12 protein-coding genes are annotated in these 13,262 nt (G+C 49.5%); 10 read left to right on the forward strand and 2 right to left on the reverse strand.

The window, feature by feature from the left end:
* Positions 1–205 precede the first annotated feature (205 nt).
* On the reverse strand, positions 206–2,653 hold the full coding sequence (locus tag ACP26N_RS14955; RefSeq protein WP_426354278.1) for a CoA-disulfide reductase: 2,448 nt from the start codon (positions 2,651–2,653) through the stop codon (positions 206–208).
* A 208-nt stretch (positions 2,654–2,861) separates the two neighbouring features.
* Here ACP26N_RS14955 and ACP26N_RS14960 point away from each other — a divergent pair, with 208 nt between their 5' ends.
* The 10 genes from ACP26N_RS14960 to ACP26N_RS15005 all read left to right on the forward strand — a co-directional run bounded on the left by ACP26N_RS14960 (position 2,862) and on the right by ACP26N_RS15005 (position 12,423).
* The gene (locus ACP26N_RS14960) at positions 2,862–3,389 is read left to right on the forward strand and encodes a YbjN domain-containing protein (protein ID WP_012371690.1); all 528 of its coding nucleotides are present in this window, start codon (positions 2,862–2,864) and stop codon (positions 3,387–3,389) included.
* Between the two features lie 151 nt (positions 3,390–3,540).
* Positions 3,541–4,722, forward strand: a complete 1,182-nt coding sequence (locus tag ACP26N_RS14965; RefSeq protein ID WP_131503457.1) for a hypothetical protein — start codon at positions 3,541–3,543, stop codon at positions 4,720–4,722.
* 25 nt (positions 4,723–4,747) lie between these two features.
* Positions 4,748–5,668, forward strand: a complete 921-nt coding sequence (locus tag ACP26N_RS14970) for an NAD-dependent epimerase/dehydratase family protein (RefSeq protein WP_188004861.1) — start codon at positions 4,748–4,750, stop codon at positions 5,666–5,668.
* A complete protein-coding gene (locus ACP26N_RS14975; protein ID WP_214855360.1) occupies positions 5,647–6,504 on the forward strand; it encodes a lysylphosphatidylglycerol synthase transmembrane domain-containing protein in 858 nt (285 codons plus the stop codon). Before ACP26N_RS14970 ends, ACP26N_RS14975 begins: the two co-directional genes overlap by 22 nt.
* 5 nt (positions 6,505–6,509) lie before the next feature.
* On the forward strand, positions 6,510–7,943 hold the full coding sequence (locus ACP26N_RS14980; protein ID WP_426354279.1) for an alkaline phosphatase family protein: 1,434 nt from the start codon (positions 6,510–6,512) through the stop codon (positions 7,941–7,943).
* Complete coding sequence (locus tag ACP26N_RS14985; RefSeq protein ID WP_131503461.1) at positions 7,940–8,671, forward strand: glycosyltransferase family 2 protein; 732 nt, start codon at positions 7,940–7,942, stop codon at positions 8,669–8,671. The genes ACP26N_RS14980 and ACP26N_RS14985 overlap by 4 nt, the downstream gene beginning before the upstream one ends.
* Positions 8,668–9,405: a hypothetical protein gene (locus tag ACP26N_RS14990; RefSeq protein ID WP_131973476.1), complete on the forward strand. Its 738-nt coding sequence runs from the start codon at positions 8,668–8,670 to the stop codon at positions 9,403–9,405. The genes ACP26N_RS14985 and ACP26N_RS14990 overlap by 4 nt, the downstream gene beginning before the upstream one ends.
* A 12-nt stretch (positions 9,406–9,417) precedes the next feature.
* Positions 9,418–10,335, forward strand: coding sequence for an FTR1 family iron permease (locus tag ACP26N_RS14995; RefSeq protein ID WP_426354280.1), 918 nt, complete (start codon positions 9,418–9,420; stop codon positions 10,333–10,335).
* Positions 10,332–11,714 carry a hypothetical protein gene (locus ACP26N_RS15000; RefSeq protein ID WP_426354281.1) on the forward strand — a complete coding sequence of 461 codons (1,383 nt, stop codon included), beginning with the start codon at positions 10,332–10,334 and terminating at the stop codon, positions 11,712–11,714. Before ACP26N_RS14995 ends, ACP26N_RS15000 begins: the two co-directional genes overlap by 4 nt.
* A 13-nt stretch (positions 11,715–11,727) precedes the next feature.
* Entirely contained in the window at positions 11,728–12,423 is a 696-nt protein-coding gene (locus tag ACP26N_RS15005) for a phosphotransferase family protein (protein WP_214855352.1), read from the forward strand.
* Positions 12,424–12,693: 270 nt separating this feature from the next.
* On the opposite strand, the gene ACP26N_RS15010 is transcribed toward ACP26N_RS15005, so the two are convergent.
* Positions 12,694–13,254 (reverse strand): GNAT family N-acetyltransferase, encoded by a 561-nt coding sequence (locus tag ACP26N_RS15010; protein WP_131503465.1) that lies wholly within the window; start codon positions 13,252–13,254, stop codon positions 12,694–12,696.
* Between the last annotated feature and the right edge of the window lie 8 nt (positions 13,255–13,262).

Genomic DNA, 13,262 nt, shown 5'->3' on the forward strand with positions numbered 1-13,262 from the left:
ATTCCTCCTTATATAAGCCTCAATCATGTAACCTTTTTTCACATGTGTTCTATGATACGAAAATAATTTTAGAAAATCAAATTCATTTTAATACCCGATAACCCATATGATTTGAGTTTCACAACTCAAACCTCACATCGAATGTTAGATTTCACACAAAAAAAGAGACTGACGTTTGGGTCAGTCCCTCGGTAATTGAATTGCCTCAGATAAACAGATTCAGGTTCGAACCATCTGTCGCTCCAAGATAACTTGCGACACCGCCGTAATCGATATCGTCGAGTAACTCTTCTTTTTTAATCCCCATGATATCCATCGACATCGTGCAGGCAATCATCCGGACACCGGCTGCTTGAGCCTTCGCCATCATCGTCTCTAGAGCATCGACCTGTTTATCCTTCATGACTTTTTTCATCATTTTTTGACCGGCTCCACCCATATTCATGTTCGAAAGTGGGAGATCACCGGCATGTTTCGGCATCATCATTCCCATCATCCGTTCCATCGGTGCCTTGTCGACGGCAGGTGCATCCGGTTTACGGATGACATTGAGTCCCCAGAACGTAAAGAACATCGTCACTTGTTTCCCCATCGCCTGTGCCCCTTGCGCAATGACGAATGATGCAAGTGCTTTATCAAGATCGCCGCTGAATACGACCATCGTCGCATCATCGGCAGTTGTGGCGACTGATGATACCGGTTGGTTCGTAGCATTCCCTTTTTCAAGGAGGACTTCAACGATGCCTTTATTCATTTCCGCCGTGTGGACGGTATGCCCCAATTTTTTTGCCCACGCTTGAACATCCGGCAGGAAACCGGGATCGGATGCTTTAATAAAGACTTGATCCCCGTCCTGTAATTGATCAATTTTCGTTTTCAGCTCCAGAATCGGTCCCGGGCACTGTAAACCGCATGTATCGAGTAACGTAATCTGTTCTTTCGCCACTTGTTTCGGCTCACTTTTTATCGTCGTCACAGCTGTTTCCTCCTGTACTTGACTTCTCGCTTCGCGGTCACGGTTGACCGTCGCCCACGTCTTATAACCGCCGCTCAAATTTTTGACGGTAAATCCGTTCTGTTTCAGCAATTGACTCGCGACATATCCACGGAGTCCGACCTGGCACGTCACGTAAATCGTCTGATTTTTCGGCAATTCGTCAAGCGATTGACGTAACGTCGGTAATGAGATGTTGACTGATCCCGGAATCGAACCGAGTTCATTTTCCGAAGGTTCGCGAACATCGAGCAATAATCCGCCGTCCGCGACAATTTGGTCAATCTCATGCCAATGAACGTTTTCGCTGTCTCCGAGTACGATATTCGAGGCAATGTAACCTGCCATATTGACCGGATCTTTTGCTGAACTATAAGGAGGCGCATACGACAATTCAAGATCCGGAAGATCAAGTACTGTCAGTCCACCTTTAATCGCCGTTGCCAAAACGTCGATTCGTTTTTCGACACCTGTCATCCCAATCGCCTGTGCTCCGAGAATCGTTCCGTCCACCGGATCAAATAACAGTTTCATCGAAATCGGACTCGCTCCCGGATAATAGCCGGCATGTGAACCGGGGTGCAGGTGAATCGCTTCATAACGGCGTCCTGACTGACGGAGACGTTTTTCATTGTTTCCGGTTGCAGCAACCGTCAAATCAAACACTTTTGCGACTGCTGTTCCGAGTGTCCCCGTGTAACGGACATCTCGTCCGGCAATGATGTCGGCGACGAGACGTCCTTGACGGTTTGCCGGCCAAGCCAGCGGGACATGAACCGGTTCCCCCGTAATATAGTCTTTGACTTCGATCGCATCACCAATCGCAAAGATGGAAGGATCAGATGTCCGCAACGTCTCATCGACTTGAATCGTTTGTTTGATGCCGAGCTTCAGTCCAGCTTCCGAAGCCAAGTTGCTTTCCGGCATGACCCCGATGGATAAGATGTTCATTTCTGTCTGAATCGTTTTTCCGCTCGTCAAGACCACACGGTTCCCCGCTTCTTCAAAGCGTGACACACCGTCCGCTAAAATCAACTCGACGCCTTTCGCCCGTAAGTGTTCATGAACGATGGCTGCCATTTCCGGATCGACCGGTGCCATGACTTGATCCGACATCTCGATCAACGTCAAGCGTGCTCCGCGTTCGACTAAGTTTTCCGCCATTTCAAGACCGATGAATCCGCCGCCGATGACCGTCGCATGTGCCGGACGCGCTTCGTCGACATACTGACGCATCTTATCGGTATCCGGAATGTTCCGTAACGTAAAGACATTTGTTGCTTCCGCTAACCCCGGAATGCCTGGACGGATCGGTTTTGCGCCGGGTGACAAAATCAACTGATCGTACGTTTCGTCATATTCTTCTCCCGTATCCACTTTACGAATCGTCACCGTTTTTTGCTCGCGGTTGATCCGAATCGCTTCCGATAAATTCCGGACGTCCAGATTGAAGCGTGCGTTCATCCCTTCCGGAGTTTGAACCAGCAATTTATTCCGGTCTTTAATGACGTCTCCGATATAGTACGGAAGTCCACAGTTTGCAAAAGAAATTTCTTTTCCACGTTCTAAAAGAATGATTTCTGCTGTTTCGTCCAATCGACGTAATCGCGCCGCCGCAGTTGCTCCACCAGCTACTCCACCTACAATGATCGTTTTCATTCCGGTTTCCTCCTCCAATGATCTCCAATGTTCTATGTGTACCAATATACCCATTCAGGTATATCTTTTCAAGTTATCTGTTCGTTGATTCACAAACTTGTCGGAACTTCAGATTAAAATTGTTCCTTCGATGATAACGGACATTAGTTGCAATTCCATCTAAAATGCTTGAAACTGAGATTACAGTATTTATAAGGGGGATTTTAAAATGGACCAGGATCGTAACTCGAAAGACACGAACGATAACAAAGTCACACCGATCAACCAAAACAGTCAGCCCGAAACAAATGAAAACGGGGTAACGGCTGTGCAACAACAATATCTGGAAGAGTTCCAAGCATTCTTAGTCGAAAAAGGCATCCCGATGGAAGCACGTGAAAACGAGACTCACGTTTTCTTTATGACGCAAGAAAAAACACCATCAGGCGCAGAACCGATGATGATGATCGTCTTCAGCAAAACGGCGACGGATGTCGAGTTATTCGCCCGTACAATCACACACGTGCCAGACGGTGTCGAAGATCTCCCAATCTTAAATGCGATCAATGACTTTAACCAAGAATTCAAATACTTCCGTGTTGTCCTCGACAGCGACCGTGATGTCACGATTGCTTCAACGATTGACCTCGATCACGGCTTTAATCCGGCAGCAATCTTCGGACACTCTGTCATGATGTTCCAAGCTTCCGACGAAGTATTTGCTTATCTTACGAAATTGTATGACCAAGTTCAGTAAAATATCGCTTAAAAATGGCTCTCGAGACAACTCGGGAGCCATTTTTTTCATTTTCAGGTTCAATTGACAATGAGAATTATTCTCGCTATAGTTAGATTTATGAAAACGACATCATTTTTAACACAATCATCTTATTCTGGGGGAATAGATTATGAAAAAAAGCTTAAAAGTAGCATCACTCTTTATGACTGCAGGACTGCTTGCGGCCTGTGGAAACAGCGAAGAGACGACGACGGCTCCTAAAAAAGAAAAAACGGAGCAAACATCTGAGACGAAAACAAACGCCGGTATCGCCGCTACGACCTTAAAAGATGAACTGACGATCTTCAGTTCCATCAAAGCGGAGCTCGACAAAGCAAAAGAAAATCAAGCGATTGACTGGAAAATGGTTCAGACGAGCTATGACTCAAAATTAAAAGGCGGCGTCACGACAGCTGCTCCTGAAATTGATGAAGTCATCAGTTCCGCATTAGCAGGTGTCGAATCCAAAGAACTTGATGAGAATATTGCCCGCCAACTCGTGGATAAAGGCATTCAGTCTTATTTCTATAAACTTCAAAAATCAACACAAGCAACGGCGGAAGAAGCCGTTAAGGCCGGAAAAACGGACGAAGCGACAGCTGCACTCAACGACATTCAAGACATGTCAGAGACAGTCTTCATTCCGACGGCTGAAAAACGGGATGCCAGTTACGGCTTTAAAAACGAAGACTCGATCGCTCAAGCCATCAACTCCGGATTGACAGCGCAGGAAGAAGCGATTACGGCAAAAAACATCGCCGATTTTAATGTTGCGAAACAATTGACGGATAAATCGATTTACCGGTCGTTCTATCTCGCCGCTCTCGGATACGCTCAAAAAATCGAAGACGGTGTCAAAGCCGGCACAGACGAAAAAGAATTGCAGATGGAACAAGCTGAAGGATACGGATTCCTGCTGGCCATCGAAGAATCACTTGCCGGCGGCGATGAAGAAGCCGTCGCTACATTAAAAGAACGCTATGATTTCTCAAAAACAAAACCGGCAGACGTTAAGTTCAAAGAAATCGAGAGCTTGTTCGCCAAAGCACTAACGGAAAAGATTGACGGCTACCACGAAGAAACACAAGAAGCACTCGAGAAAAAAGATATTGATACAGCACGCGTCGAAGCGATGGAAGCTAACATGTTCGTCATTGCCATGAAACCGACACTCGAAAATCGTTTAGGCAAAGAAACAGCACAAACAGTTTTGGCAGATGCGAGTGCCTGGTATGCTCTTGTCGAAAAAGGTGATCTGAAGGCAGAAGAAACAGGTGATCAAATCACTGACGCGTTAGAGCCGCTCAACTAATCGTTTAAAATCGGAGGAATGCGCTATGCAAATCGGAATTACAGGAGGAGCCGGCTTTATCGGGGCGGCGCTTGCACTACGTCTTCAAGCAAGCGGTCACACCGTCTATGTCATCGATGCTTTTACCGACTATTATGATGTCGAATTGAAGCTGACACGGGCAAAGCAGTTACAGGCTAACGGGATTGACGTCTTTGACGGCAACGTCCACGAAGATTTGGCAACGTGGTGTGCCTCCCACTCGTTTGCTGCCCTGTTTCATTTGGCAGCATTGCCGGGTGTCCCGGGCTCTTTAACTGAACCCCATCGCTACATCGAAGATGACATCGCGATGACGGTGACTGTCCTCGAAACAGCTCGGACCCACGGTATTCCGCATGTGTTTTTTGCTTCCTCCTCTTCCGTTTACGGTGAACAGACCGGCGCCTTGCTTGAACATCAAGCGACGGGAAATGTGATGAGTCCTTACGCAGCAGCTAAGTACAGTGCGGAAACGTTTTGCCGGACCTATCAAAATCTGTATGACCTGAACATGACGATCTTCCGATTTTTCACGGTATATGGTCCGTCCGGTCGACCGGATATGGCATTGTTCCGCTTCATTGAACAAGCGTTGGACGGTCAAGCGATTACCGTTTTCGGCGATCCGGTCCGTGACTTCACCTATATCGATGACATTACCCGGGGCATGGAACAGGCGCTTGAAGCAAACGCGACAGGCCTCTTCAATCTCGGTGCCAATCGTCCGGAATCGGTTCATGATATCGCCATGTTACTTGGCCAACGGTTTAACGTACCTGTCATTTCGGCACCGGCCCGACCAGGCGATGTCTCAATGACTTGGAGTAATACCGAGGCGGCCCGGCAGACGTTTGGTTACGTTCCTTCCTTTACGCTCGCTGATGGAATCGAACGGATGATCACATGGCATCTCGAACGTCGGTGATCCGTGGAGTTGCGAGCGTCTTCTTGACGTTGGCAGCTCTTTTTTTACTTCTGCGATTCGGCTTGGAACTGCCGACTGCCTGGCGCTATATCAAAACATTGACGACTTCTTACTGGACGCTGGCCGCAACGTTCAGCTACGCACTTGCTTTTTATGTCCGGGCGATTGCCTGGCGGACAGCCGATGAAAAAACGGCTCCGACAGCTGTCTATCTGACGAGTCTCTATATCGGACTGGCTGTTAATCATCTGTCCCCCGTCAAGCTTGGGGAAGCGGTCCGCTTGTTGACAGCCCGTGCCATTGGCAGTCCTCTCAAACGGACGACCGCCATTTTGGTCGCACAACGCGGGATCGACCTATCCGTACTCGGTCTTTTCGTGGCGGCCGGGGTATTATTAGGACAAACCGTTTGGGTCGCTGCCTTGGCACTCACAGGAGGTCTCGTCCTCTTACTGCTCGTTCGCAGATTCATCCAAGCGATGCCGGCATTAATCGGATACGGTCTGCTCGCTTGGGTTTTTGAAGCCGTTGCCGTCGCTTGTCTTTTCGAAGGCGCCGAAGTGACCGTTCCTTTTCCCGTCATTCTCGTCGCGATGAGCGCCGGGGTCCTGTCCGGCATCGCCCAATTCACACCGGGCGGGCTCGGGACGTATGAACTTGCCATGGGAACCGTCCTGCACCTGTCCGGTGTTCCGAACCCGTATGAGCTTGCCTTGATGACCCATCTCTTTAAATACGCGTTTGCGTTTTTAGCGCCGGTTTATGTACTCATCCGTCATTTTAAGACGGTTCAATTACTGTTTTCCCAGTTCAAGAAGCACAACACGAAAGGATGACCTGCATGAAAAGTGCTTCCCGCTTTGAAAAAGTTGCCGCACGGATGTGGAACTTACTGAATGAAGGTAAACCCTTCACACCGATTTTTACACTGGGTGTTTTCCTGAGCTATACGCTTTTAGTTCAAGGTTCACTCAGCGGTGCCGGCTTCGGTTTCCTCGTGACACTGCCGCTGCTCGTTTTATATTGGAAGTTTGATTTCCCGTTATTTTTACGGAACTATCTTTGGCTGCCTTTGATTGTCTGGCTATTTATAGAAGGAACGGATTCCCGTCTGCTCCCGCTATTCGCGTACGGCGCCGGTCTCTACTTCTTCTTTACCGTCTTTTTCTGGGGAACGATTTATTATCATCTCCGGATCGGGACCGACTGGTTGAATTTCACCCGGTTTTGGAAGCTCGTTCTAAAGAACAGTGACTCAACAAGCGGAAACGCCCAGGAACAACTGCCGAAAGTCGGATTGTTGCTTGCCTATTGGCAAACGGCTTCAATCGAACAGACGCTTGACTGGTCTTATCTCTGGTTTCCGCTCGGACTGTTCCTGTTCGTTTGGATCCTGCATCATTATCTGTTTGATTGGAAACCGAAATTACCGACGGAGTCGACCGTCGATGCACCGGTTCCCGGTTCGTCGAAAGTTTATGTCCTGATTGTCGACGGCATGCGGAAAGATCGTTATATGGCAGCAGACACTCCTTTCCTTGAGCGATTGCGCCAGGAAGGAACGGAGTATACGAACATGGAGACGGTCTATCCGGCCCGGACCGTCGTCTGCTTCAGCTCGATGTTCACAGGCGCACGACCGGAAGAACACGGGATCCATTCGAACATGGTCTGGAACACGACCGGTGTCAAAACAGACACGGTCTTCGATCGACTGCGTGACGTCGGCAAGACCGGTAAGATTCTCGGTATCGCCCATCTCGTCGATGCGTTCGGTTCTAAAGACGTGCATACCGTGACAGCCGTCATGCATAACGATATCGCCGACCGGAACATCATCGACCGCGCCAAACAGATCGTCCGGGACGAAGATCCGGATTTACTGGCGATTCAATTGATCGGAACCGATCAGACCGGTCACAGCCGCGGCACCCTTTATTCCGAATATGTCCAAAAAATCGAAGAGGCGGATGCCTTGTTGGCTGAGTTTTGTGACGATTTGGACCGGCTTGGTAAGCTCGACGATGCAACACTGATTGTCATGGCGGATCACGGACAAGCCGACGGAATCGGCGGTCACGGTCATCTCGATGAAGGAGAACGGTTTGTTCCGTTCTGGATGTACGGCAAACACGTCCATGCCGGTCTGAAAGTTGATACACACCGGCATATCCTGTCACTTGGACCAACGATTACGAAGTTGCTTGGTGCTGCTATCCCGCACGACAGCCGCGGTGTCTTACTGACGGAAGCCTTTAAGGAGGAATCCTCATGAAAAAAATCGTCGTCTTTCTTCCGGCCCATAACGAAGAAGTCTCCTTGCCGCTTGTCTTAAAACGCATTCCGGCTGAAATTGACGGGCTTCCCGTCGAGACCATCGTCATTGATGACGGTTCGACGGATGCGACCTCGGACATTGCACGGCGCCACGGCGCACACGTCTATCGCTTTTTCGACAACCAGGGACTCGGTGCGGCTGTCCGCGAAGGACTGCTCCGGTCTTACGAGCATGGGGCAAGCGTCGCGGTCATGATCGATGCGGACAATGAATATCCGGCTGACCAGATTCCGGATGTCGTCCGACCGATCCTCGCGGGTAAAGCGGACTATGTGTTCGGTTCCCGTTTCTTAGGGACCGTTGACGGGATGCGCCTGTACCGCTATATTGGAAATCATGTTTTCACCTGGTTACAGTGTCTGTTGCTGAAACAGCGGATTTATGACGGACAAAGCGGGATGCGGGCCTTTTCCCGTGCAGCGTGTAACCATGCAGAAATCATCCACGACTACAACTACGCTCAAGTCCTGACACTGAACCTTGTCCGGAAAGGCTTCCGGTTGCACGAAGTTCCGATTCGTTACCGTGTGCGCGAAGCCGGTAAGTCCTTTATCCGTTTGAATTATGTCCAGCGTGTCTTACCTGCGATTTATCGGGAATGGCGTCGCCCCGTCGTCCGCTTATCCGCTGAAGAACGTTTTGAACGAAAGGAGCATCTTGGATGAAAAAACCGCTTGTATTGACCATGATTGCCTTCTTAATCCTGTTGACCGCGCCGCTGTCGGCATCTGCCTACAGCTACGGGGATCCGGGAAAAGAGGCGTTCGCGGAAGCCTATAAACAGTTTGAAGAACAACTCGACCAAAAAGATTACACATTAGCGCGGGAGACGATTGACGCTTACGATAAAGAATTCACGCTCTACTTCCCGGAAGCGAAGGAAAAAATTGATTCCGCTTTGGCAGACCAAGATGCAGCAGCAGCCAAACAGGCGTATCGCGTCGCTTTACGTCAAAATATCGAACGCCGTCTGCATTTCGCACAGGAACAATTCGATGACTTTGGCCAAGCGAAATTGTTGCTCGCGAAGGCACGCGGCACATATGACGTCCTCGCCCCTTATGTTAAGGAAAGCGAGGGTGCAAAGACAAGTGATTCCTTGTATACTGCATTTGATGATTCGCTTGCTGCTCTTGGAAACCCCGGATTGTTCGGAGTCGGTAAAAAAGCAAGTGACCGCAAAGCGTTTGACCAAAACATCAAACAGATTGAAGAGACGGTCACACCGTTATTCATTTTGCCGGGTGAGGAAAAAACCGGTGTCTTCGATGAAGAAGACTCGATTTTCGGTCAGTCTTTCGGAACGGACGATATTTGGAAAACGGTCGCCATCAGTCTCGTCATCATCTTAATCGTCATCGTCATCATCGGTCAGCGTAAGAAACGACGCGCTCAATAAGGAGGAAGACACATGGATTTTCAGGCGTTTTTAATCACCCTTCGCGAATGTCTCGAAGCCGTCCTGATCGTCGGCTTGATTCTCGGTTATCTCGATCGGCTCAATGCACCACAATATAAAAAATGGGTCTACGCCGGTGTTGGACTTGCCTTACTCGCGAGTCTGGGTGTCGCCTTCCTGTTCCAGGTCGTCTTTACGAGTTTCGCAAGCTTCGGCAGCGATACGTATTTACGTCTTGGAATCATGATCATCTCGGTTTTCCTCTTGACGCACATGGTCGTTTGGATGGGCAAGGAGGCGAAAGAGAACCAGCAGGCTTCACAGGCGAAAGTCGCGGCTGCCGTCTCGACCGGCAGTGCGATTACGATGATCGTCCATTCGTTCCTCGTCATCGTCCGGGAAGGGATCGAAACGGTCTTCTTCTTCGCCGCGATTTCCGGCGGTGAAATCGAAAAAGTCCTGACGAGCTACGGTGCCGTCTCCGGTCTCCTGCTCGCCTTGATTTTCGGTTACCTGTTCGTTTCCGGGACGATGAAGATTCCCGTCAAGCGCTTTTTCCAAGTGACCGGCGTCTTGATTTTATTCATTGCAGCGGGCATGCTTGTGCAAACGATTGGCCGGTTCCAGGATCTCGGCTTGCTCGGCAGTCTGTTGACGAATGCGGACGGAACACCGGCTGCGCTTTACAATATCGTCGCTTTCATGCCGGAACACTACATCGATCAAGTCCAGTATTTGCGGGACACGGGCAATACGACTTTGATCAGCGGACAAATCGGCACGTTCATGGGTGCGATGTTCGGCTACAGCCACAACCCATCCATCGAGCAGGTCATCGCGTGGTGGGGATACTTCGCCTTTGCCGGTTTTATGTTAACACGTCAAAATCGGACGTCAAAAACCGCTAAGAAACTGCAGGAGGTCTCATGACGGTTCGGAGCGGTCATCCACATCGACGTGGACGATCGCTTTTTTTCATCGCTTGTCTGTTATTGTTCGGGTTCACCGGCATCCGTCTGGCATTCGTCAGTCCGTTTGTGGCAAGCTACGACATTGCGAATTTCACACTGGCTGTCGGTCAATACGATCTGGCCAATCTGCAACCGCACTTCCCCGGATACCCGTTTTTCATCCTGCTCGCGACCGGTCTCGCGCGGCTTGGTGTCGATCCGGTCCGTGCACTTGGTATGATTTCGACATTCGGTCTCGCAAGTGGTGTCATCCCGTTGTATCTTTTATTCAAACGCTGTTCCCTCGACACCGTTCGGTTGCTCAGCGCGTTTAAAGTCGTCTCGATTGCTTCGCTTGTCACGTTGTCTGCAACCGGTATGTCGGACGGTCTCGCACTCGGTGTACTCTGTTGGTTCATGTGGAGTGTTGAACAGGCCCGGCAGAACCGTTTCCGCCTTTTGCCGTACCTCCTGTTCGGACTGTTAATGGCGACCCGGCTGTCATATGCGCCGTTCGGCATCATCCTCTTGTTTTTACTGTGGCAGTCACGTCGTGATGCATGGCAATTTGTATCGGAAACCGCCGTTCTCCTGCTTGCTCAACTCGCCTGGTTGTTGCCGGTTGCCTTCTCTGTCGGCGGACCAGCCTCCTTTGCCCAATTGTCGCTCAGTTTCGTGACAGGACACTTTTCGGACTGGGGAGGGACGGCACAAACGGATCAAGCCTCGCTGCTCGAACGACTTGGATTAACACTAAAACAAATGATCTGGCATGGATTCGGATTGGCGACCTGGCTCGGTCTTGCGTCTGTTTTATTCTTATGCGCTCAACGGATCCGTCCGCTTTCACTTTGGTGGTCTGTAACCGGGATCGGTTATTTTCTTTGGGTCTGGTTCGCGCAAAATATCGACAAGCCGCGGCATGTCTTACCGCTTGTCCTGCTTCTCGTCATCCTGTTCGTACGGCACTTATCGATCCAGTGGCTCGTTCCGTTTTTATGCATCCAGTTGGTAATCGGCAGCATTGCCTTGTATGAACAGGCGACTGCTCAGCCGGCAACGCTTCAGCTCGCGGAAGCGATCACCGAGTTACCGGCGTCAGCAACCGTCTTCACCGACGAAGAGGACCGGCAGTTTTTGATGAAACGACCGCCTGCCACCATCGTTCCGATTGGATCTGTAAGTAAATGGCGGGCAGAGCCGAAATCACAGGAAGTCTACCTGACCGGTCGATTGCTGGAACGGTTAAGGGCAGCGGATGTGCCGCTTGAAGCAACGGAAGTTTTCCATTTCACGAGTGATCGGCGGTTTGAGCCGGAAGATGCGGATGCACGGTTGTATCGGTTAATTTTACGTTAAGGAGCGAATTTGGATGAGTATTATTGGAAGCGGAAATACGGCGATGATCCAGAAAGAAAGCGAGACGATTGTTCGAAAACAGTTTCACGATTCTATTCCATTCGCTGCCATTCAACAGGAATTTCAAAATCATCAACGGATTCGTCATAATTTTCCGATGACCCCTCAAGTCTATGACTGTGTCAATCGATCCATTCGCATGGAGTATCTGTCAGGGGAACCGCTCGGTGACCTGATGCAATGTCATCCGTTTAGGATTTGGCGTTACATGACAAAAATGGTCATATCACAAAAACTTCTTCATGCATTATCCATTGCCGGCTTACCGCTTTTACAGGAACGGTATCCTGATCATGATGGGCTAGTAGGAGGCACTGCTTTGTGTCATGGCGATTTTCATCCATATAATCTATTACTCGTAAAAGAAGAACTGTACGTTATCGATTGGATGGATGCCTCTATCGGCAATCCACTGATGGACGTCGCCCGTACTTTTTTATTGATTCGCTACGGAGGACGAATGTCTTTACGAAACCCGGCAGAACGTATTTCCCGCTTCATCCTCAGTCATTTGTACCGTATCTGTTACTTTAAGCGCATCAGAAAAGTCACCGGATTTAAGGGTTGTTTACGGTTGTGTGCAGCTTCTCGTTTGGAAGAGCAGATTACGCCTGTCGAATCCGTTCTGTTACAACGTTTTTTAAAGTGATGGATCCAGTCGACTCCAACGAATCACAAATCATCGCCACCTAATTAAGCTTAACGTAAAAAAATCACTCGCTTCACGCGTTTTCCTGTAGGAGTCGCGTGAAGCGAGTGATTTTTTGAATCCAGATTCTTATTGTATCGATCTTAACAGCTTAACAAAACGTCATGGAGAAGCAGACAACACGAAGTCTCCTGCGGGAAAAGCGGAAAGCGAAGTCTTGTCTGCGTATCAACGAATCTTAAAACGAATTCGAAGCACTTCCCTCGTCATTCAAGTTGAATACGGTCGTTCCATATAGTCAAATTGTCCACCACTGATTTCAATCGTCTTGACCGGTACGAATCCAAGACGTCGATACAATCGTTGCGCCCCCGCATTTGTCTGATCCGCATTTAACGTAAAGGCCCGTAATCCACGCCGTTGGCCTTCGTCCGCCGCTGCCTGCAATAGTTCAGACCCGATTCCCTTTCCACCGTATGCTGCATCAACGGATAACGTATCGAGATAAAAGACATCACCTTCCGTCTCCTGATCAATTTGCACGTCCTGTCCTGTCCACTCGCGGAGCTGACGCTTAATCGGTTCATCCAACCGCGCTGCATCAAATCCGGCATACGTGATGACGATGCCGACGACACGTCCGTCGAGTTCTTTGACAAGGATATTCTCGTGACTCAACCGGTTTCCGGTTTGCGTAACAAACAGCGCGAGCCGCTCCAAAATTAATTCCTTCTCCTGCGTTCCGGTCAGCGTCTCGGCAATTTCATGAATCGCCTGTTCAATCAACGGCGCGATTTGATCCGCGTCATTCGCAGTCGCTTGTCTGATCATTTGATTTT

The organism is Exiguobacterium sp. R-39 (assembly GCF_049942815.1).
Taxonomy (GTDB): Bacteria; Bacillota; Bacilli; order Exiguobacteriales; family Exiguobacteriaceae; genus Exiguobacterium_A.

Excerpts from the sequence above, each read along its gene's own strand:
- ACP26N_RS14955 (WP_426354278.1), bottom strand. The coding sequence starts at position 2,653 with ATGAAAACGATCATTGTAGGTGGAGTAGCTGGTGGAGCAACTGCGGCG.
- ACP26N_RS14960 (WP_012371690.1), top strand. The coding sequence starts at position 2,862 with ATGGACCAGGATCGTAACTCGAAAGACACGAACGATAACAAAGTCACA.
- ACP26N_RS14965 (WP_131503457.1), top strand. The coding sequence starts at position 3,541 with ATGAAAAAAAGCTTAAAAGTAGCATCACTCTTTATGACTGCAGGACTG.
- ACP26N_RS14970 (WP_188004861.1), top strand. The coding sequence starts at position 4,748 with ATGCAAATCGGAATTACAGGAGGAGCCGGCTTTATCGGGGCGGCGCTT.
- ACP26N_RS14975 (WP_214855360.1), top strand. The coding sequence starts at position 5,647 with ATGGCATCTCGAACGTCGGTGATCCGTGGAGTTGCGAGCGTCTTCTTG.
- ACP26N_RS14980 (WP_426354279.1), top strand. The coding sequence starts at position 6,510 with ATGAAAAGTGCTTCCCGCTTTGAAAAAGTTGCCGCACGGATGTGGAAC.
- ACP26N_RS14985 (WP_131503461.1), top strand. The coding sequence starts at position 7,940 with ATGAAAAAAATCGTCGTCTTTCTTCCGGCCCATAACGAAGAAGTCTCC.
- ACP26N_RS14990 (WP_131973476.1), top strand. The coding sequence starts at position 8,668 with ATGAAAAAACCGCTTGTATTGACCATGATTGCCTTCTTAATCCTGTTG.
- ACP26N_RS14995 (WP_426354280.1), top strand. The coding sequence starts at position 9,418 with ATGGATTTTCAGGCGTTTTTAATCACCCTTCGCGAATGTCTCGAAGCC.
- ACP26N_RS15000 (WP_426354281.1), top strand. The coding sequence starts at position 10,332 with ATGACGGTTCGGAGCGGTCATCCACATCGACGTGGACGATCGCTTTTT.
- ACP26N_RS15005 (WP_214855352.1), top strand. The coding sequence starts at position 11,728 with ATGAGTATTATTGGAAGCGGAAATACGGCGATGATCCAGAAAGAAAGC.
- ACP26N_RS15010 (WP_131503465.1), bottom strand. The coding sequence starts at position 13,254 with ATGATCAGACAAGCGACTGCGAATGACGCGGATCAAATCGCGCCGTTG.